Source organism: Arthrobacter sp. NPDC080073 (genome assembly GCF_040686575.1).
Lineage (GTDB): Bacteria > Actinomycetota > Actinomycetes > Actinomycetales > Micrococcaceae > Arthrobacter.
In genome coordinates, this window is record NZ_JBFBKR010000004.1 from 214790 (window position 1) to 234598 (window position 19809).

Here is a 19809-nt window from a genome sequence, read left to right on the forward strand (position 1 = left end):
GTAGCTCCTTTGCTGCGCGTGATGGTGGCTTTGCTGTGCCATCAGCGTAGGAGCGGGAAGGTTGCAAGCAGGTTGCAACCTTGTGTTTCAGATCACGTCCTGACGGTACTCACCTACAGGGGTCAGAAGCTAAAGGCCCGCGGGGAAAGCGTAGGAGCTTGGAACCGGCGAAGGTGCGGCACCAAAGGAGAGCACTACTTCGTCGTGGGCCTTGAGGACCACGTCAGACACCGGCGCACTCTGCTTTGCGCCGTTGACGTAGGCGGTCCAGCCGCCGGTCCCGCCGTGCGGTGCTCCGGTGGCATCTTTGCCGTCCAGGACTCCCCATTCGCTGAGGACCTGGCCCAGCGTGTACTTCAGGCCGGGAGTAGGCGCTTCGATGTGGATGACACCGGAGGTGTCGTGGGTGTGAAGCGCCGAGATCCCGTTGGGCTGCCCGTTGGCCCCGAAACTGAAACCGATCTCGGCCGGGACAGTGACGGCTTTGCCATCGACAAGCACGTCCAGATGGGCGTGATAATGCTCGGCGGTGCCTTCGGCGGTCAGGATATCCAAGCCCGCGGCCTTGATTCTCCGGGCGCCGGCGGCCGGATCGAGTTCCCAGCCGGCTGCGGCAGCTGTGGTGGCCGAAGCCGAAGGCATTGCCGATGCCGGCGCAGTCTGGGCCGGCGCAGTCTGAGCGGGTGCCCCGCAGGCTGTGGCTCCGGCAAGGAGTCCGGAAACGGTCAGGGCAACGGCGAGGCGTTTGTTCAACACGGAGAAAGCTTCTTTCGTTCGGCTCGGTCCTACGATACGGGCCGAAACCCCATATTTCCCGAGTGCCACACGAGGGGCCCGCGTCAAGCCGACAGTTCGCTTTCCAGGCGTTCGAGCTCGGCGACGACGGAAGCCCGCTTGGGCGAGCGCGGCGGCAGGAGCTTAAGGGCGGCAAGCCGGACGTCGACGTCGTTCTTCGCCTCAGGCAGCCCGGCATACTTGAGCAACGCCTCGGCACTGCCGTCGTTGAGGACCGCCTCGCGCAAGAGTGCCGAGACCTTCCCGCGGAGCTCCACAATGCCGGGCGCTTCCGAATGCGGAAGGACGGCGCCTTTGTAGATCTCCAAGGCAATGCGGTGGGCGCCCCTCTGCAGGCAGGACAGGACCTGGGCGGCGTCCTGGCCGAGGTCGATCGGGAGCCGGTAGGGGCGGGATTCCGGAACTGCCGCGGGATCGAGTTCGTGCAGGACCTTGCGCAGGCGCACCATTTCCGCCCGGAGGGTGACGCTCGAACCGTCGCCGGGATACAAGGCAAGAGCGAGCTCCTCGGCACTGAGCCCCTCGGGACGGGTTCCCAGCAACGCCAGGATCTCGCTGTGCCGCGCGGAAAGCGGAATGCTGCGTCCTCCCATGCTCAACAGGGCCTGGTCGCGGCCCAGCAGCTGGAGGCTGTTCCGGTACAGCCCGGTTCGCCGGGGCGAGCCGGCGGCGGCAGGCAAGTTCCGGCGTCGGGCAGGCGCCGAGTGCTTGGTCGCCGCGAGCTGGAGCCTTTCCACGCGCAATTGCGCTTGCGCTGCCGCCACGGTTGCTTCAACGAGGGAAAGCGTGTGGGGTGCGACGGCGGCTTCCGTGCCGGTGATGTCGACGACGCCGAGGAGCGCGCCGGAGTCAGGGTCATGGAACGGCACCGCGGTGCAGCTCCACGGGTGGACGGAGCGTTTGTAGTGTTCGGCGCCGGAAATCTGGATGCCGCGGCCCAAGGCGAGCGCCGTGCCGGGCGCACTCGTCCCGACAGCGGCTTCGGACCAGTCCGCGCCTGCCACGAACATCATGCCTTCGGCGCGGCGCCGCATCGCGGGATTTCCGTCCACCCACAGCAGGCGGCCGAGCTCATCCCCCACGGCCACCAGCAGCCCGCTCTCATAGCTGGGCTGGATGAGGAGCTTCTGGATGACCGGCATGATGATGGCCAGCGGGTGTTGGCGGCGGTATTCTTCGAGCTCGTCGACGTCCATAGCCACGGGAGCTTCGGGCTGGTCCGGGTTCGCCTTGAGCTGTGCGGAACGCTGCCAGGATTCCTTGATCAGGCTACGCAAACCATGAAGCTCCGTGGCATCGGGAAGCCCAAAGCGCCACGTATCGATTTGCTCATGTCCAGCGCGGGCATGGCGCTGCAACAGCTCGGCGACATCATTGACCGAAGCTGCCGGATGGATCGGATTCTTCATCGAACTCCCAAAACCGGACGCAGCACAGTACCGGCCAGTCTAGTTGCGAGCCGAGGCTTTGCCTATGGGGCGGCAGCGAGTAACGGTCGTCCGGTCGAATTCGCGGCTGCGGGCCGAAGGCTAGGTTCCGGAACGCAGCGTGCGGCCCGCACCCACGGTTCCGGCACCGAACGGCACCCGAGAGCCGCTAGCCGCGCGAGATCTCGATCATGTCCTCGCGCGGAACCACCTTGATGCGTTCGCGTACGATGCCGGCGTCCGGGTTTTCGGCGGTCCATTCGGCGCCCAGGGCTAGTTCGTGCGCATCGAGCTTGTTCCAGCCTTCCCAGGTGGTGTACTCGATCCCCCGCTCTTCAAGGAGGTTGATGATGGCCTGCGGGTCCGGGTTTTCGGCCGGGGGCAGCGTGAGTCGGTCCTCCAGGAGGCAACCGATGGTCTCCAGCGCGTCGCCCTTGGTGTGCCCGATCAGGCCCACGGGTCCGCGCTTGATCCAGCCGGTGGCATAGATGCCGGGAACGGGTTTGCCGTCGCTGTCCAGTACCCGTCCGCCGTCGTTGGGAATGACACCGCGGCGGGCGTCGTACTCAAGCTCGTCCAGCGGGGAGCCGTGGTAGCCGATGGCGCGGTAGACGGCCTGGACCGGATAGTCCACGAACTCGCCGGTACCTTTGACGTTGCCTGTGCCGTCCAGTTTCATGCGCTCGAACTTGATGCTGGAGACCTTCCCGGAACCGTCTTCGGAAAGGATCTCCACCGGGCTGTGCAGGAAATGCAGGTGCAGGCGGCGGGACGAGGGCTGCTCGGCTTCGGCATGTTCCTCGACGAGCCAGTTGGTCAGCGTGTTGACCATGGTCTTGATCTGGTTGTTGCTGCGGATGGCCTCGTCCGAGGCTTCATCAAACTCGAAATCTTCCGGGTACAGCACAATGTCCACGTCGTTGGAGTGCGAGAGCTCTCGCAGTTCAAGCGGAGTGAACTTGATCTGGGCCGGGCCGCGCCGTCCGAAGACATGCACGTCCGTGACCGGGGAGGCTTTGAGGGCGGCATAGACGTTGTCCGGGATTTCGGTCACCAGGAGGTCATCTGCGTGCTTGGAGAGCATGCGGGCCACGTCCAGCGCGACGTTGCCGTTGCCGATGACTGCCACTTCCTTGGCATTCAAGGGCCACTCGCGGGGCACGTCCGGGTGTCCGTCATACCAGGAGACGAAGTCGGCTCCGCCGAAGGAGCCTTCCAGCTCGATGCCGGGGATGTTCAGGTCCGCGTCCTTGATGGCTCCCGTGGAGAAGATCACCGCGTCGTAGAAGGCGCGGAAGTCGTGCAGCGTGAGGTCGCGGCCGTAGGTCACGTTGCCGAGGAAGCGGATGTCTCCGCGGTCCAGGACCTTGTGAAGCGCGTTGACGATGCCCTTGATGCGGGGGTGGTCCGGCGCCACGCCATAGCGGATCAGGCCGTACGGTGCGGGGTATGCCTCGAAAAGGTCGATGCTGACCTCGACGTCGCCGTCCTTGACCTCGTTCGATTTGGTCAGGATATCCGCGGCGTACACGCCGGCCGGCCCTGCGCCGACAATAGCGACGCGCAATGGACGTTTTGAGGTGGTTTCGGCCGAGTTGGACACCGTGAACCCTTCTGAGACAGGAATCCGCCCCGCGTGGTGGGGCGCGCAGTTTCCAATTCTAGTTCTCAGTTGTGCCCGGAGTGTCAGTACGTGGCGGGAGGTGACACAACCGGGCGAGGAAACTCACACTAACTTTCCGGCCGTACGGTCAGGAATACCTTCGCAAAATGTGATGTTGTTGACTTTGTGTCTACGCCCGAGCAAACCGTACCTGCCCAGTCCGCCACAAGCGCTTCCAGCGCTTCGAATGCTTCGGCTACAGCAGCCGCCGCCGCTGCCACGGCAAAGAAGGAGACGACGGCGGGTGTGGTGTTCGGCATCGGGGCGTACGGCCTGTGGGGGCTGCTTCCGCTCTACTTCCTGGTGCTGCAACCCGCCAGTGCGGTCGAAATCGTCGCCAACCGGGTGGTGTGGTCCCTTATTTTCTGCGCCCTTCTCATCACCATCACCCGGACATGGCGCCTCCTCGGCAATGCCTTCCGGGACCGGGCCGTCCTGGGGCCACTCGCCATAGCGGCCGGACTGATCGCCATCAACTGGCTGACCTACACCTTCGGCGTCACCACCGGACATGCCGTCGAAGCCTCGCTCGGCTACTTCATCAACCCGCTCGTGTCGGTGCTCCTTGGTGTGTTCGTCCTGAAGGAAAAGCTCCGCCCGCTTCAGTGGGCCGCCGTCGGGATCGGCTTCATCGCCGTCGGCGTCTTGACGGTTTCCTATGGCAAGCTGCCGTGGATCGCGCTGGTCCTGGCGTTCAGCTTTGGACTTTACGGTTTCGTGAAGAAGCGCGTGGGGCCCAAGGTCAATGCCATCACGAGCCTCACCGTGGAGACCGTGGTCCTCGCGCCGATCGCGGGCGCCACCATGATTGTCCTCGGCCTCACGGGAGCCGGGACTCTGGGTAGCAACGGCCCGGGGCACTTCTGGCTATTGGCGGCTTCAGGCATCATCACGGCCGTGCCGCTCCTGTTCTTCGGTGCCTCCGCGCGCCGCCTGCCCATGACCACCATCGGCCTGCTGCAATACTTCGCGCCGGTACTCCAGTTCATCGTGGCCCTTGCCGTCTTCCACGAGGCAATGACCCCCGACCGCTGGGTCGGCTTCGGGATCGTGTGGCTGGCGTTGCTGCTCCTGACCCTTGACATGCTGCGCACGGCACGCAAGAACTCGGTCATCAGGAAAAGCGCACGGCTCAGCGCTGCCTAAAACCCCGGACATGCTCAGCGGCGTCCAGCACGAGTGGACATGCTCAGCGCTACCCAGTGGACATGCTCATTGTTAAACGCAAGGGATGGACATAGTCGCACTATGTCCATCCCTTGCACCTGGAGGTGGGCATGTCCACCTGGAGGTTGTGGCTAAGCGTTGGCCTTGATTGCCGCTGCCAGGACCTCGAGGCCGTCCAGGAGCAGTTCGTCGCTGATGACCAGCGGCGGCAGCAGACGGATCACGTTGCCGTAGGTGCCACAGACATGCTCAGCGCTACCCAGCACCAGTGGACATGCCCAGCGCTACCCAGCACCAATGGACATGCTCACCGGCGTCCAGCGGACATGCCCAGCGCTACCCCGCACCAATGGACATGCTCACCGGCGTCCAGCGGACGTGCTCAGCGCTACCCCGCACCAATGGACATGCTCATTGGTATCCAGTGGACATGCTCATTGTTAAACGCAAGGGATGGACATAGTCGCACTATGTCCATCCCTTGCACCTAGAGGTGGGCATGTCCACCTGAAGGTTGTGGCTAAGCGTTGGCCTTGATTGCCGCTGCCAGGACCTCGAGGCCGTCCAGGAGCAGTTCGTCGCTGATGACCAGCGGCGGCAGCAGTCGGATCACGTTGCCGTAGGTGCCACAGGTCAGGATGATGACGCCTTCCTGGAGGCACGCGGCGGCAACAGCCTTGGTCAGTTCCGCGTTCGGTTCCTTGGAGCCGGCCTGGACCAGTTCGATCGCCAGCATGGCACCGCGTCCACGGACGTCGCCGATGACAGCGCCTGCGGAAGGATCAGCCGCGAGTTCACGCAAGCGTCCGAGTGCGATTTCCTCGATGTGGCGGGCGCGTGCGTTGAGGTCGTGCTGCTCCATGGTGCCGATGGCAGCAAGAGCTGCGGCGCAGGCAACCGGGTTGCCGCCGTAGGTGCCGCCGAGGCCGCCCGGGTGGACGGCGTCGAGCAGGTCTGCGCGGCCGGTGATCGCGGACAGGGGGAGGCCGCCGGCAATGCCCTTGGCCATGGTGATGATGTCCGGGACAACAGCCTCGTGGTTGACGGCGAACCATTCACCCGTGCGGCAGAAACCGGACTGGACCTCGTCGGCGATGAAGACGATGCCCTTGTCCTTGGCCCATGCGGACAGTGCCGGCAGGAAGCCCTCAGCGGGAACAATGAAGCCGCCCTCGCCCTGGATCGGTTCGATGATGATCGCGGCAACCTGGTCGCCGCCGATCTGCTTCTCGATCATGGTGATGGCGCGCTTGGCGGCCTCGGCACCGGTGATCTCCGGGTTTTCCTCGCGGAACGGGTAGCTCATCGGCATGCGGTAGACCTCGGGCGCGAACGGGCCGAAGTTGGTCTTGTACGGCATGGCCTTGGCGGTGAGCGCCATGGTCAGGTTGGTGCGGCCGTGGTAGGCGTGGTCGAAGGCGACGACGGCGTCACGGCCGGTTGCCAGGCGTGCCACCTTGACTGCATTCTCCACTGCTTCGGCGCCGGAGTTGAAGAGCACGGTGCGCTTCTCGTGGTCGCCCGGGGTGAGGCGGTTGAGCTGCTCGGCGACGGCGACATAGCCCTCGTAAGGCGTGACCATGAAACAGGTGTGGGTGAAGTGCGCTGCCGCGTCCTGGACAGCGGCGACGACGGCCGGGTCCGAAGCGCCAACGCTCGTCACGGCGATGCCGGAGCCGAGGTCGATGAAGGAGTTGCCGTCGACGTCGCGGATGATGCCGCCGTCGGCGTCCTCAACGTAGACCGGCACGCCCGAGGACACGCCGGCAGCGACGACGGCCGCGCGGCGCTCGTTCAGGGCCTGCGACTTGGGGCCGGGGAAGGCGCCGTTGATGCTGCGCTTCTGGTCCAGGCGGTAGGTGATTTCATGTGCTGTTGCGGTCATGATGGTTCTTTCTTTCTTACGCGTCCAGTGCAGACATCACGTGCTTGATGCGCGTGTAGTCCTCGACGCCGTACATGGACAGGTCCTTGCCGTAGCCGGACTGCTTGAAGCCGCCGTGGGGCATCTCAGCGGTCAGCAGGATGTGGGTGTTGATCCAGACCGCGCCGAAGTCCAGGTCGCGGCTCATCCGCATGGCGGTGCCGTGGTCCGTGGTCCAGACGCTGGAGGCCAGGGCGTATTCGACGTCGTTGGCCAGCTCGAGTGCCTCGGCTTCGGTGGTGAACTTCTGGACGGTGATGACGGGCCCGAAGGTTTCCTTTTGGACGACGTCGTCGGTCTGCTTGGCGCCGGTGATGATGGTGGGCTCGAAGAAGAAGCCCTTCTCACCCGCACGGTGGCCGCCGGTTTCGATCTTGCAGTTGGCCGGCAGGTGCTCCACTACCGAGTTCACGGCATTGAAGTGGTTCACGTTGTTGAGGGGCCCGAAGTAGTTTTCCTCGTCGTTCTGCGAACCCGTGTGCAGCGTCTTGGTGTGCTCCACCATCGCCGCAACCATGTCGTCGTGGATCGAATCTTCGATCAGCACGCGGGTGATGGCCGTGCAGTCCTGGCCGGCGTTGAAGAAGGCGAATTCGGCGATGGCCGCGGCGCTCTTCTTGATGTCGGCGTCCTTGAAGACGATGGCCGGAGCCTTGCCGCCAAGTTCCAGGTGGGCACGCTTGAGGCCCTTGGCCGCTCCGCTGGCCACGGCAATGCCGGCGCGCACGGAACCGGTGATCGAGACGAGGCCCGGGACCTTGTGCTCCACCATCATGGAGCCGGTGGCCGCGTTGCCGAGGACCACGTTCAGAACGCCGGCCGGGAAGATCTCCCCCGCCAGGCGGGCCAGGACCAAGGTGGATTCCGGAGTGGTGTCGGAGGGCTTGAGAACAACGGTGTTGCCTGCGGCGAGGGCGGGGCCGATCTTCCAGATGCCCATGAGGAACGGGTAGTTCCAGGGTGCAACCTGGGCGACGACGCCGATCGGTTCGCGGCGTACGTACGAGGTGTGGCCCTCGAAGTACTCGCCGGCGGACTTGCCTTCCATGATGCGCGCGGCGCCGGCGAAGAAGCGGAGCTGGTCTGCACCAGCGGCAACTTCCTCGGATGCGATGAGGGCGCGGACCTGGCCGGTGTTGCGGTGCTGTGCCTCAACGAGCTCGTCGCTGTTGGCTTCGATGGCATCAGCGAGCTTGAGCAGCATGAGCTGGCGCTGGCCAGGCGTGACATGCTTCCAGGACTTGAAGGCTTCCTTGGCCGCATTCATGGCCGCATCGACGTCGGCCGCCGTGGAGATAGGCGCATGAGCGACAATCTCCCCGTTGGTGGGGTTCACGATGTCGAGCAGTTCGGTGCCTGCCGGCGTGACGAACTCGCCGTTGATGAAGTTCTGCAAGGTTTGGACCACGGTGTACAACCTCTTTCGGTGTCTAGGCATTGGTTGCAGCTGCTCCGAGCCTATGCCAGCACCCCGCGGCGCGGAATAGTCAGGTGCACACCCCGACCACCCCGGCTTAGTGCGAATGACCAGTGCCGGGATATCCTTTTTGGCATGGCAATGTCACTCGCCGCGCTCGTCGCCGTCCCCTCACTTCGGCTCCGCAAAGCCGGTCTCGCGGAAACCACCTGGAACGAAGATATCCGCTGGGTGGCCGTGACCGAGCAGGAAGATCCCCAACGCTTCCTCAATGGCGGAGAGTTGATCCTGACCACAGGCCTCAGGCTTAGCGGGGCCGCGGAACAGCGCCGATTCGTGCGCCAGGTCCAGCGCGCGGGAGCCGTCGGCATCGGCTTCGGCACCGGATTGACCCACGAGTCCGTACCCCCTGCCCTCATTGCGGAAGCGAACCGCTGGGGCCTGCCCCTCGTGGAAGTCCCGTACGAGACCCCCTTCATCGCCATCGGTAAACTCGTCGCGGATTCCCAATCCGCTGACCACTACTCGAAGCTGGAGCGCCTCATCGCCGGGCACCAGATCCTGGCCCGGGCCCTGCTGACCGGCGGCGGGCTCGGCGAATTGCTCAAGCAATTGGGCAGCATGCTCCGGACCGACATCGCGCTCACGCAGTTCAGCGCCCAGCTCTACAACAGCGTGGCCGGCAACCCCGCACCCACGGCTGACGACTGGGCGACCTTCCCCATCCCGACGGGCCGCCGCGACGCCTGCACCCTATGGATCAAGCAGCCGTTCGGCGACACCGGGATTGTCAGTTATGCGCAGAACCTGATCAGCGTGGAACTCAACAACATGGTCAAGCAGCGCCAGAGCCAGCGGGCCCTGGCGGGCCAGGTGCTGGACGATGTCATCCACGGAACCCTGGACACGGTGGAGGGCGCCCGCCGCCTGGCCGGCGTTGGAATCAACAGCACCCGCAAGAACGTGGTGCTGCTGGTGGTCTCCGCTGCCCACCACAAACAACTCGGCAGCACCTCGCTTCCGCAATCGCTCGACGGCGGGGTGACCGCCGTCGTCGGGAAGGACCTGGTGACTGTAGTTCCCGACGACGGCAGTTCCGCAAGCGCGCTCGCGAAGGATCTCAGTGATCACCTTTTGGAAGCGGGGATCCACGCGGTGATCGGGATCGGCGGCGCCTACACGAAGCCGAACGGCGTGCGCTGGAGCTACTTCGAAGCGCGCGACGCCGTGGCGCACGGCCTGCCGGTCAACGAACCTGAGCGACTCAGCCTGACTTCGCTGTTGCTGGCCAGCGAGGACGTGCCGCTGGCGGACATGGCCAGCGAGGCGCTCACTCCCCTGCGCAAGTTCGACGCCGCTCATGGCTCCGAGCTTGTTCCGACCCTGGAAAGCTACCTCAACCACAATGGCTCGGTGGCCGCCGTCGCCGAAGCCCTGACCCTGCACCGCAATACGGTGCGCTACCGCTTGGCGCAAATCACGGACCTCACCGGCTACGACCCTGCCCAGACCCCGGACCGGGTGCAGCTGTGGCTTGCGCTCGCGGTGCAACGGCTGGGAGCGCGCAACCCGCGCTGAGGTTCACGGAGATTTTCACCACAAAACTTCCCCCGGAAAACATCAAACGTCTAACCTTTAAGCATGGCTTCAACTCCCCCGACTCCCCATGCAACGGAAGCAACAACTGTCCCGGCCAGCGGCGGTACGGTCGCGCCGAAATCCCGGGTGGTCGCCGTCGTCGGGATCGTCGCCGTCATCCTGATCGGCCTGAACCTACGCGCCGGCATCACGAGCGCGGCGGCGCTGTTCCACGATTTGCAGGCATTCCTCGGCTACGGGGCGCTCGTCGCGTCGATTCTTCCGTCCATCCCGTTGCTGTGCTTCGCCGTCGCAGGGCTGGGCACCTCGTGGCTGTCGCGCCGGATCGGCGTCGAGAAGTCGATCTTCGTGGCGCTGGCCATGCTGGCTGCCGGGCTCCTGGTCCGCAGTATCCCCGCCACCGGCGCCCTCCTCGCCGGAACGGTGCTGGCGATGTCCGGCCTCGCGGTGTGCAACGTGGCCATGCCGTCGTACATCCGCGAGCACTATGCGAGCAAGACGTCCATGATGACCGGCCTCTACACCTTCACGATGTCCGGCGGTGCCACCTTCGCAGCCGCGGTCAGCGTGCCCCTGGCCCAGCAACTCGGTTCGCCGTCGATGGGCCTGGCGGCATGGGGACTCCTGGGCGTCGCCGCGCTTCTCGGCTTCCTCCCGGTGGTCCTCCACACACACCGCACTTCACGCAAGGCCAACCAGGAGCACGTTTCCATGTGGCCGCTCCTGCGCACCCGGCTGGGATTCCTCATCACCTCCGTCTTCACCTTGCAGGGCCTCCTGGCCTATGCCGTGATGAGTTGGTTTGCCTACATCCTGACGACCCAAGGTCTCAGCGCCTCCGAGAGCGGCCTCCAGTTCGGGCTCATGCAGCTGGTTTCGGTGGCCGCCGGCATGATCCTCCTCGCGATCGGCTCGCGGCCCGGCATGATGCGGCCTGCCCTGTACCTGGGTAGCGGGACCACCCTCCTGGCAATCCCGGCAATGCTGTTGCTGCCGACGTCGTTCGCATCGATTCCCGCCGTCATGTTCGGTTTCGGCCTGGGCATCTTCCCGCTGGTCCTGGTGATCATCAGCCGCAGCGGGCGTACGACGGCGGAAACCACCGCCATGTCCACCGTCGCCCAGTCCGTGGGGTACTTGATCGCGGCGCTGGGACCGTTCGGCATGGGCCTGCTCCACAGTGCCACCGGTGCTTGGACCCTCCCCCTATTGCTCCTCGCCGCGGTGGCCCTGACCCTCATGGTGAGCTGCCACCAGCTCACCAGCAAGCGGACCGCGATCAAGGCCGGACCGAGGCCCGTGGCATGAGCCTGACACCTTCGCACCGGCCTGCCTTGGCCGAGGAAGTCACCAATCAACTGCGAGGCATGATCCAGACAGGAGAGTGGCCCCTGCAGGAGAAGATCCCCGCCGAGCCCGAGCTCATGGCCTCGCTTGGAGTCTCGCGCGGGACGCTCCGCGAAGCCATCAAAGCCCTGGCGCACAGTGGCATGTTGGAGGTTCGCCGCGGTGACGGCACCTATGTCCGGGCGACCAGCGAGATCTCGGGCGCAGCCCAACGAATGTACAAGGAACACACCCAGGAGCACGTGGTCGAAGTCAGGGTGGGGCTCGACACCCAGGCCGCCCGACTGGCCACGAAGCACGCCACGGCCGAGGACGTCGCCGCCATGCGGGCCCTCCTCCAAGCACGCCACGACGCGTGGCTCGCGGCCGATTACCCCGCCTGGGCCCGGGCCGATTGGGAGTTCCACGAACGGGTGGCCCTGGCTTCGGGCAACCCGTTGCTGCACCAGTTGTATGTGTCCTTCGGCGGGGTCTTCCACGACGATCTCCTGCGCCAACAACGCAAGGCCGGCTTCAACGGCGTCCCCCACGAGGGTCATGACGAGCTCGCCGACGCCATCGAGGCACGCGACGAGGCCGCCGCCGTCGCGAGCGTGTACCGCAACCTGGACTTCGCCGCGGAACGGATCAACAGCTAACCCCCGCTCACCTATATCGGCCTTTCCCCCAACGCCCGCTCACCTCTAGTGAGCGAGCGTCCGCCGGAAATCCCCCAAAGGTGAGCGAGCGTCTGCCGTGGCCTGGCATTTAGGCCGGAGCAGCGCTCGTCAGCTCGACGCCGGCATCGGCTGCCTCGCGGAAGCGTGCGTCGATGAGCACGACGTCGCGGCCGACACGATGCAGCAGGCTTGCGGCGACGCTGGCCCGGTAGCCGGAGGTGCAATGCACCCAGATCCTGGCAGTCGGCAATTCATCCAGCCGGAGCAAAAGCTCATGCAATGGGACATTCACTGCCTTGGACACATGGGAGGCGGAGTATTCCTCGGTGCGGCGCACGTCCAGCACCGTTTCGCCCGGGGCCCGGTCCCGTACCAGCCCCGCCCAGTCGGTGATCGGATACTGCACCAAGGAAGCTCCTGGTGCCAGGGCCCCGGGATCCTCGCCGAGAGCGGCGTCCGGGGAGTCGAATCCGATCCTTGCGAGGTCGCGGATGGCCTTTTCGACGTCGTCGTGGGCGCCCACCAGAGTCAGCGGCTGCTTCCATGGCAGGACCCAACCGAGGTAGCTCGTGAAGCTCGATCCCGTCCCGTATTCAAAGGCCACGCTGCCACGCAGGTGGTTTGCGGCGAATGCGACCCGGTTGCGCAGGTCCACCACCCATTCCCCGGACTCGAGCCTGCGCTCCAGCTCCGCGGGTTGCACCGATTCCGGCACGTCAAGCGTCGCGGGTCCCGGTCCCAGGGCGTTGAGCGGGCTCATGTGCGCGTAGTAGCTCGGGTACGCCGTGATATTCGCCAGGAGGTGCCTCACAAAATGGTCTTCGTCCGGGTCGGTGAGCGCATGGTTGGTGACGGCCTGCTCCCCGATCGTCGATGCGGGGAGCCTGCTCGCTGGACCGATGGAGCAGAACGAACCGAAGCCATGGGTCGGATACAGGATCGCGTCCGGTGCTGCCTCAGCGACGAGCCGCCGGACCGAGGCGTACTGGTCATGGGCCAGTCCTGCGGTGTCCTCCGGGGCAATCAAATCGGTCCGGCCCACCGAGCCGTAGAGCAGGCTGCCACCGGAGAACACCGCTTGCCGGACGCCGGTGCCGGCGTCGGGGTCCGAAACCACATAGGCCAGATGAGTGTGTGTATGGCCCGGGGTGGCCACCGGCTTGACGGAAAGTCGGCCTACCTTGAACGCCTCCCCTGAAACAACCGGCTCACGTTCGAACAAGACGTTGTCCGCGGCATTCACCAAATAGCGGGCGTTGTGGTGCCGGGCAAGGATGAGGCCGCCAGTGAGGTAGTCGTTGTGGAGGTGGGTCTCAGCGACATGGGTGATGGTCACACCCGCGTTTCGCGCTGCCGTTTCGACGCGGTCGGTATCGCGCTGGGGGTCGATGACGAGCGCCGTCGTGCCGTCATGGACGAGGTAGCTGCGGTCCCCCAATTGGGTCGTTTCGACGACGACGACGTCCATGCGCAGAGTCTAACCCCGATAACAAGCAACGCGGGGTCACTTAGCGCCCATTCCGATGCTCCGGATGGGCGCTAAGTGACCCCGCGTTGTAGAAACTAGACCTGTGCGGCCACGCCGTCGCGGGAAATGTCCACCATGTCCTCACGCGGCACCACCTTGATGCGTTCGCGCTGGACCTCGACGCCGTGCGAGGTACCGGCGTCGGACGCGGCGGCACCCAAAGCACGCTCGTGGGCGTCAAGCGCCAGCCAGCCTTCCCAGCTTGTGAACTTCACGCCGCGGGCGTCCAGGAGCTCGACGACGGCGTCCGCCTCGGGAACGGCGGCCAACGGCAGGTTTTCGCGGTCTTCCAAGAGGTAAGTGACCGTCTCCAGAGCGTCGCCCTTGGTGTGGCCGATCAAGCCGACGGGGCCACGCTTGATCCAGCCCGTGGCGTACAAGCCAGGGACGTGCTCGCCGGAAGCGTCCAGCACGCGGCCGCCGTCGTTCGCTACGACCCCGCGCCGGTGGTCGAACTCGACGTCCGGCAGCGCGGAACCGAAGTAGCCGATCGCGCGGTAAACGGCCTGGACCGGGTAGTCGACGATCTCGCCGGTACCGCGCGCATTGCCGGTGCCGTCCAGCTCGGTGCGCTCGAACTTGATCGCGGCAACCTTGCCCGGGGTCTCCGCGGAATCCACGATCTCCACCGGGCTGTGCAGGAAATGCAGGTGCAGCCGGCGGGAGGCCTTGAGTTCGGAGAGGTCCTCCGGCTGCTCGGCGATCCAGTTGGTGAGGGTACCCACCATGGTCTTGGTCTGGTTGTTGGTCTGGATCTGGCGGTCCGACTCTTCGTCGAACTCGAAGTCCTCGGGGTAGAGGATGATGTCCACGTCCTTGGAGTGTGACAGCTCGCGGAGCTCCAGCGGGGTGAACTTCACCTGTGCCGGTCCGCGGCGGCCGAAGACATGCACGTCGGTGACCGGGGAAGCCTTGAGGCCCGCGTAGACGTTGTCCGGAATTTCGGTGACCAGGAGGTCGTCGGCGTGCTTGGAGAGGATACGGGCAACGTCGAGTGCCACGTTGCCGTTGCCGAGTACGGCCACGGAGGTGGCTTCGAGCGGCCATTCGCGGGAAACGTCGGGGTGGCCGTCGTACCAGGAGACGAAGTCCGCGCCACCGAAGGAGCCTTCAAGCTCGATGCCCGGGATGTTCAGGTCGGCGTCCTTGATGGCGCCGGTGGCGAAGATGACAGCGTCGTAGTGCGTGCGCAGGTCTTCGATGGAGATGTCAGTGCCGTAGTCCACGTTGCCGAAGAAGCGGATGTCGCCGCGGTCCAGGACCTTGTGGAGGGCGTTCACGATGCCCTTGATGCGGGGGTGGTCCGGAGCAACGCCGTAGCGGATCAGGCCGTAGGGGGCCGGGTACCGGTCGAAGAGGTCGATGCTGACGGTCAGCTCGCCGCTCTTGACGGCCTCGCTCTTGGTCAGGATGTCCGCGGCGTAGACGCCGGCCGGGCCGGAGCCGACGACGGCGACGCGCAGCGGACGTGCAGCGGTTCCTACGGGGGTGCTAGATGACACGGCTGTGTTCCTTTTCAGTGTGCTTCCCAACTGGCTCGCAATTGTTGTCGTTTTGAAGGCTCATAACGACACCTAATGCGAGCTAGTTGGGTGAGGGGCTAAGGGGTAACGACGCGGGGCTTGTTAGGGGTCAGGGTGCTGTAGTCAGCGGTCTTGAAATGCTCGGGGGCGAACGGGCTGACACGCACCACATCGCCGATCACAATCACTGCGGGATTTGCGACCCCGGTGGCATCGGCTTGGTCTGCAATGGTTGCCAAAGTGCCGATCGTGACGCGCTGTTCGGGCATGTAGCCGTTCTCTACGATACCTACTGGCGTGTCGAGGGGCATTCCGGAGGCCGCAAGGACAGCGGCGGATTCGCGGAGTTTGGCGACACCCATGAGCAGGATCACGGTGTGGTCCGGACGGGCCGGGACCTCGGAAAGTTCCTCGTGGCCGGTCACCACGCTGAAGCCCTTCGCAAGTCCGCGGTGCGTCACGGGAATCCCCGCTGCCGCGGGCACGGAGATCGCCGAAGTGACACCGGGAACCACTTCAACCTCGACGCCGTTCTGCCGGCAGAATTCCGCTTCCTCGCCGCCGCGGCCCAGGACGTAGGGGTCGCCGCCTTTGAGCCGGACCACACGGTGGCCGGCCAGGGCTTCCTCGACGAGGATCCGGTTGATCTCCAGTTGCGGCACGGGGTGGTGGCCGGGGGTCTTGCCGACCTCGATTACGCGGACGTCCGGAGCAAGTTCGTGCAGCAAGTCGCGCGGCCCGAGTCGGTCTGCGACGACGACGTCGGCCTGGCCAAGGAGGCGGCGTCCGCGGACCGTGATGAGCCCCGAGTCGCCGGGACCGCCGCCTACGAGGGCGACACTTCCGGTCGAGGCACGACGACGGCGGAGCGGCAGGTCTCCCGTCTCAAGTGCGGTGGCAACTGCGTCGCGCAAGGCCATGGCACGGCGGGGGTCTCCCCCGGCGTTGATGGCGATCTTCACGTCGTCCACTACGGCGACGGCGGGCGTCCATGCCGCCGAGGATTCGTGGTCGGAGGCGTTGACGCACCAGATGCGCTGCGCCTCGGCGTCGGCGGCTACCTGGGCGTCCACAGCGGCGACGCCTGTGGCGGTCTGGACGAACCAGACGCCGTCGACGTCGGAGGAAAGGTAGGTGCGCGGCTTCCAGGTGAGCAGGCCGGAGGCGGCGAGTTCGCGGAGCGCGTCAGAGGCAAGCGGCGCGACTACGGTCACCCGGGCGCCGGCGTCGAGCAGTCCCTTGGCGCGTCGCGCAGCCACCGGTCCGCCGCCCACTACCAGCACCGGGCGGCCGAGCAGCCGCAGCGCTGTGGGGTAGATGTCCTGTATTGCCATGAAAAAACTGTAGGGCCGGGCCGTAACATGCTTCAAAGGTCCGGAAACACCAGTTCACGCTAGGTAACCCGGCGTCACATAGTGGCTGACGCTGTGCCGCTTACTTCACGGCAATGAGTTCGATCAGCTTTAGGTCCGGGTCCTTCCCGAGCAGTGCAGGACCGTGCTCGCCAAGTGCGGCGGGGATGGCGCCGTCGAGGTGGGCCTGCCGGTCTTCCTCGGTGTCGAAAGTGTCGAAGATGCCGAAGGTGTTTTCGCTGACGCGAAAGGCGTACCACGTCCGGGTTCCGGGTTCGTTGAGCACAATCTCGCGCCCCCCGTTGAGGAAATTCCAGACCTCCTCCTCCTTCCCCGCTTTGGCTTCGAGCAATGCCAGCACTCCAAATTTTGGCGCCACGGCTGTCTCCTTGGAATTGGGAATGATCGGCCGTATACCGGCTGATAGCCGTGAGTGTAGGCCCGTACTTGGGGCCGGACAAGGAGTCTCAGGGAAGGAACAGTTCCGGGGCTGGCCTGCGTCACATCACGCTTGCGCCGTGGGCGCCTCCCAGCCGATCGCCGGAGCGACATATTTGGCGACGTTGCCCAGCAGCTTGACATTGTATTCCACCCCGAGTTGGTTGGGCACGGTAATCAGCACCGTGTCCGCGGCTTGGACCGCGGCGTCCTGCGCGAGTTCCTCGGCCAAGGCATCCGGTGGTCCGACGTAGCTCTTGCCGAACCGTGACAGGGCACCGTCGAGCATGCCCACTTGGTCGCGGTTCTCCACCTGCGCGCGGAGCCCGAAATAGTGTTCGTCCTCGGCGTCCACCACGGGAATGATGCTGCGGCTGACCGAGACACGCGGCTCAAAACCGTGTCCGGCTGCAGCCCATGCCTCCCGGAACATGCTGATCTGTTCGGCCTGGAGCTGGTCGAAGGGAACCCCGGTGTCTTCGGTGAGCAGGGTGGAGCTCATGAGGTTCATGCCTTGTTCCGCGGCCCAGACGGCGGTCTTTCGGGTGCCGGCGCCCCACCAGATGCGCCGCGGCAGCCCGGACGACGTCGGCTGGATCGGCAGGAGGCCGCGGCCGCCCCCCATGAAGGAGGGATCGGCTTCGGCCACGCCATGGCCCGCGATGGCATGCCGGAATACGGCGGTGTGGCGGCGGGCCATCGCGGCGTCGTCCTCACCTTCGGCGGGTGCGTAGCCGAAGTACCGCGCGCCGTGCAGGGCCGGCTCGGGTGAACCACGGCTGATGCCCAACTGGAGCCTGCCTTGGCTGATGAGGTCCGTGGCCGCTGCCTCCTCGGCCATGTACAGGGGGTTTTCGTAGCGCATGTCGATCACGCCCGTGCCCATCTCGATCCGGCTGGTCCGGGCCGCGATGGCAGCCAGTAGCGGGAACGGCGAGGCTTGCTGGCGCGCAAAGTGGTGCACGCGGAAGAAGGCTCCGTTGATGCCGAGTTCCTCGGCCGCCACCGCAAGGTCGATCCCCTGGAGCAAGGCGTCGCCGGCCGAAGGAGTGCGCGAGCCTTGGACAGGTCCCCAATGGCCGAAGGAAAGAAAACCGATTCGTTTCATGCCCGCGTCAACCACGGGGCGAGCCGGGGAATTCCTTAGCGCGTGCTCCCTGCCAGCAAGCCGCGGCGCAGCAGGAGTCGGCGCTCGATCGGGGCGAAGACGACGAGCTCGATCAGGATGCCCACAAACAGGATCGCCAGGATCGCGGACATGACCGTGGCCATGTCGGACAAGGTGCGGCCCTGGTCCAGGAGCGAACCGAGTCCGAAGCCGATGGTGCCGCCCACCGCGATGATTTCGGCGGCCATGAGCGAACGCCAGGAGAAAGCCCAGCCCTGCTTGAGCCCGCCAAGGTACCCGGGAAGGGCCGCCGGCAGGACGATCTGCAAGGCCATCTGCAGCCGCGAGGCCCCAAGAACCTTGCCGACGCTCCGGTATTGCGGCGGAATCTGGTCCACGCCGGAAATCAATCCGTTGATGATGGACGGGATGGCACCCATCAGGACGACAAAGTACACAGTGCCGTCCGATAGCCCGAACCAGATGATGGCAGCCGGAACCCACGCCACCGACGGGAGCACCTGGAGCCCGGAAATGAGCGGTCCGAAGGCCCGCCGCAGGGGCTGCACCTGGGCAAGGATCAGGCCCACCGGAGTAGCCACAGCGACGCTGATGAGGAAGCCGATCACGCCGCGCTGAAGGGAGGTCCAGATGGCTTCCTGGGCTTTGCCTTCGGCCCAGAGGGAACCGAACTGGCTCAGGACATCAAGGGGTCCGGGAACCTGGTCGCGCCGCTTGAAACCGAGGGAGACGTAGAACTGCCACGCGAGGATGAGCACCAGGAGCGCCGCGATCGGGAGGATGATCCGGGTCCAGTCGATGCGCGCCTTGCGGTGGGCATCCGATTGCAACTTGTCCAGGCCGGCTTCGAGGTCCCGGAGTTCGTCCGGGTTTCCCTTCAACGACGGCGAGGTGATGTGGCGGGACTGCGGAGCCTGCTCGACAGTCTCACCCTCGACGAGTCGGGTCTCTTGTTCAATTGGCATGGCGGCGGATCTCCTCGCGCAGGCGGCGGGTAATGGTTCCAGTCAGCTCCCCGGCACGGCCGGCGTCGGTCCGGTGCTCCTCCGTGACGTTCCACTCGGCCACGACCCGTCCAGGACGGGAGGACAGCAGCAGGACCCGCTGGCCGAGCCTGACGGCTTCGCGCACGTTGTGCGTCACGAACACGATGGTGCGCCCGGTTTCCTTCCAGATCCGCTCGAGTTCGTCGTGCAGAAGGTCACGGGTGATGGCGTCGAGGGCAGCGAACGGTTCGTCCATGAGCAACAGCTGCCGGTCCTGGGCCAACGCGCGGGCCAGCGCAACGCGTTGCCGCATGCCGCCGGAGAGCTCGTGCGGGCGCTTGTCCCCCGCGCCACCCAAATGGACGAGGTCCAGCAACTCGCCGGCACGGGCAGCCCGCGACGCTTTGCTCAGGCCGCCGGACTTGTCGGCGAGCTTGAGCGCGAGTTCGATATTGCCGCGGGCAGTGAGCCACGGGAACAGCGCTGAATCCTGGAACATGAAGGCGGCACCGTCGCTGGGCACCTCCAGGGCGCCCGACGTCGGCTGGTCCAGTCCCGCGAGGATGTTCAGCAGGGTGGATTTGCCGCAGCCGGACGCACCGAGCAGGGCGACGAACTCGCCTTGCTCAATGGTGGCGTTGACGTCGTCCAGCACCGGGGCGCCGTCGCCGAAGCGTTTACCCAGGTGTTCCAGTACGACTGGCATGGTCCCGTCCTTCGTTCGTTGCTTCGTTTTGTTGAGTTCCCAACTGACTCGCAGTTGTTGTCGTTATGGGGGCTGAAAACGACAAAACAGAGTAAGGTGATGGGAATTAGAAACAACTAAAAAAAAAAAAAACCACGATGGCTAGCCGG

At 65.3% G+C, this 19809-nt stretch carries 17 protein-coding genes; 4 read left to right on the forward strand and 13 right to left on the reverse strand.

Annotation, left to right across the window (positions count from 1 at the left end; translation table 11 throughout):
* Positions 1-129: 129 nt before the first annotated feature.
* The 3 genes from AB0O52_RS07100 to AB0O52_RS07110 form a co-directional block, all read right to left on the reverse strand.
* Complete coding sequence (locus AB0O52_RS07100; protein ID WP_364535320.1) at positions 130-756, reverse strand: hypothetical protein; 627 nt, start codon at positions 754-756, stop codon at positions 130-132.
* An 83-nt stretch (positions 757-839) separates the two neighbouring features.
* Positions 840-2204: a GAF domain-containing protein gene (locus AB0O52_RS07105; protein ID WP_364535323.1), complete on the reverse strand. Its 1365-nt coding sequence runs from the start codon at positions 2202-2204 to the stop codon at positions 840-842.
* 187 nt (positions 2205-2391) lie between these two features.
* Positions 2392-3825 carry an FAD-dependent oxidoreductase gene (locus AB0O52_RS07110; protein WP_364535326.1) on the reverse strand — a complete coding sequence of 478 codons (1434 nt, stop codon included), beginning with the start codon at positions 3823-3825 and terminating at the stop codon, positions 2392-2394.
* Between the two features lie 306 nt (positions 3826-4131).
* On the opposite strand from AB0O52_RS07110, the gene rarD reads away from it, so the two are divergent.
* Complete coding sequence (gene rarD / locus AB0O52_RS07115; protein ID WP_364535605.1) at positions 4132-5031, forward strand: EamA family transporter RarD; 900 nt, start codon at positions 4132-4134, stop codon at positions 5029-5031.
* A gap of 152 nt (positions 5032-5183) precedes the next feature.
* Here rarD and AB0O52_RS07120 read toward each other — a convergent pair whose 3' ends face one another.
* From AB0O52_RS07120 to AB0O52_RS07130, 3 genes are all read right to left on the reverse strand, one after another.
* Positions 5184-5318 (reverse strand): hypothetical protein, encoded by a 135-nt coding sequence (locus AB0O52_RS07120; protein ID WP_364535329.1) that lies wholly within the window; start codon positions 5316-5318, stop codon positions 5184-5186.
* A gap of 254 nt (positions 5319-5572) precedes the next feature.
* Entirely contained in the window at positions 5573-6937 is a 1365-nt protein-coding gene (gene gabT / locus AB0O52_RS07125) for a 4-aminobutyrate--2-oxoglutarate transaminase (protein WP_364535332.1), read from the reverse strand.
* A 16-nt stretch (positions 6938-6953) separates the two neighbouring features.
* A complete protein-coding gene (locus tag AB0O52_RS07130; protein WP_364535335.1) occupies positions 6954-8384 on the reverse strand; it encodes a gamma-aminobutyraldehyde dehydrogenase in 1431 nt (476 codons plus the stop codon).
* Positions 8385-8528: 144 nt separating this feature from the next.
* Here AB0O52_RS07130 and AB0O52_RS07135 point away from each other — a divergent pair, with 144 nt between their 5' ends.
* From AB0O52_RS07135 to AB0O52_RS07145, 3 genes are all read left to right on the forward strand, one after another.
* On the forward strand, positions 8529-9971 hold the full coding sequence (locus AB0O52_RS07135; protein WP_364535338.1) for a PucR family transcriptional regulator ligand-binding domain-containing protein: 1443 nt from the start codon (positions 8529-8531) through the stop codon (positions 9969-9971).
* Between the two features lie 63 nt (positions 9972-10034).
* A complete protein-coding gene (locus tag AB0O52_RS07140) occupies positions 10035-11300 on the forward strand; it encodes an MFS transporter (RefSeq protein ID WP_364535341.1) in 1266 nt (421 codons plus the stop codon).
* Positions 11297-11977, forward strand: a complete 681-nt coding sequence (locus AB0O52_RS07145; RefSeq protein WP_364535344.1) for a FadR/GntR family transcriptional regulator — start codon at positions 11297-11299, stop codon at positions 11975-11977. The genes AB0O52_RS07140 and AB0O52_RS07145 overlap by 4 nt, the downstream gene beginning before the upstream one ends.
* A 109-nt stretch (positions 11978-12086) precedes the next feature.
* Here the strand turns inward: AB0O52_RS07145 and AB0O52_RS07150 are convergent, their stop codons facing one another.
* The 7 genes from AB0O52_RS07150 to AB0O52_RS07180 all read right to left on the reverse strand — a co-directional run bounded on the left by AB0O52_RS07150 (position 12087) and on the right by AB0O52_RS07180 (position 19660).
* The gene (locus AB0O52_RS07150; protein WP_364535347.1) at positions 12087-13466 is read right to left on the reverse strand and encodes an MBL fold metallo-hydrolase; all 1380 of its coding nucleotides are present in this window, start codon (positions 13464-13466) and stop codon (positions 12087-12089) included.
* A 95-nt stretch (positions 13467-13561) separates the two neighbouring features.
* Complete coding sequence (locus tag AB0O52_RS07155) at positions 13562-15028, reverse strand: FAD-dependent oxidoreductase (protein ID WP_364535349.1); 1467 nt, start codon at positions 15026-15028, stop codon at positions 13562-13564.
* Positions 15029-15126: 98 nt separating this feature from the next.
* Positions 15127-16383 (reverse strand): uroporphyrinogen-III C-methyltransferase, encoded by a 1257-nt coding sequence (gene cobA / locus AB0O52_RS07160; RefSeq protein ID WP_364535352.1) that lies wholly within the window; start codon positions 16381-16383, stop codon positions 15127-15129.
* A gap of 100 nt (positions 16384-16483) precedes the next feature.
* Positions 16484-16780: an antibiotic biosynthesis monooxygenase gene (locus tag AB0O52_RS07165; protein WP_364535355.1), complete on the reverse strand. Its 297-nt coding sequence runs from the start codon at positions 16778-16780 to the stop codon at positions 16484-16486.
* Between the two features lie 126 nt (positions 16781-16906).
* A complete protein-coding gene (locus tag AB0O52_RS07170) occupies positions 16907-17947 on the reverse strand; it encodes an LLM class flavin-dependent oxidoreductase (RefSeq protein WP_364535358.1) in 1041 nt (346 codons plus the stop codon).
* 35 nt (positions 17948-17982) lie between these two features.
* Positions 17983-18933, reverse strand: coding sequence for an ABC transporter permease (locus AB0O52_RS07175; RefSeq protein WP_364535361.1), 951 nt, complete (start codon positions 18931-18933; stop codon positions 17983-17985).
* Complete coding sequence (locus AB0O52_RS07180) at positions 18923-19660, reverse strand: ABC transporter ATP-binding protein (RefSeq protein WP_284984902.1); 738 nt, start codon at positions 19658-19660, stop codon at positions 18923-18925. Before AB0O52_RS07180 ends, AB0O52_RS07175 begins: the two co-directional genes overlap by 11 nt.
* Positions 19661-19809: the final 149 nt, after the last annotated feature.

What these genes read in the sequence shown, in the direction of transcription:
- AB0O52_RS07150 (WP_364535347.1), bottom strand. Translation starts at nt 13,466, where the DNA reads ATGGACGTCGTCGTCGTCGAAACGACCCAATTGGGGGACCGCAGCTAC.
- AB0O52_RS07105 (WP_364535323.1), bottom strand. Translation starts at nt 2,204, where the DNA reads ATGAAGAATCCGATCCATCCGGCAGCTTCGGTCAATGATGTCGCCGAG.
- cobA (WP_364535352.1), bottom strand. Translation starts at nt 16,383, where the DNA reads ATGGCAATACAGGACATCTACCCCACAGCGCTGCGGCTGCTCGGCCGC.
- AB0O52_RS07175 (WP_364535361.1), bottom strand. Translation starts at nt 18,933, where the DNA reads ATGCCAATTGAACAAGAGACCCGACTCGTCGAGGGTGAGACTGTCGAG.
- AB0O52_RS07170 (WP_364535358.1), bottom strand. Translation starts at nt 17,947, where the DNA reads ATGAAACGAATCGGTTTTCTTTCCTTCGGCCATTGGGGACCTGTCCAA.
- gabT (WP_364535332.1), bottom strand. Translation starts at nt 6,937, where the DNA reads ATGACCGCAACAGCACATGAAATCACCTACCGCCTGGACCAGAAGCGC.
- AB0O52_RS07140 (WP_364535341.1), top strand. Translation starts at nt 10,035, where the DNA reads ATGGCTTCAACTCCCCCGACTCCCCATGCAACGGAAGCAACAACTGTC.
- AB0O52_RS07145 (WP_364535344.1), top strand. Translation starts at nt 11,297, where the DNA reads ATGAGCCTGACACCTTCGCACCGGCCTGCCTTGGCCGAGGAAGTCACC.
- AB0O52_RS07135 (WP_364535338.1), top strand. Translation starts at nt 8,529, where the DNA reads ATGGCAATGTCACTCGCCGCGCTCGTCGCCGTCCCCTCACTTCGGCTC.
- AB0O52_RS07180 (WP_284984902.1), bottom strand. Translation starts at nt 19,660, where the DNA reads ATGCCAGTCGTACTGGAACACCTGGGTAAACGCTTCGGCGACGGCGCC.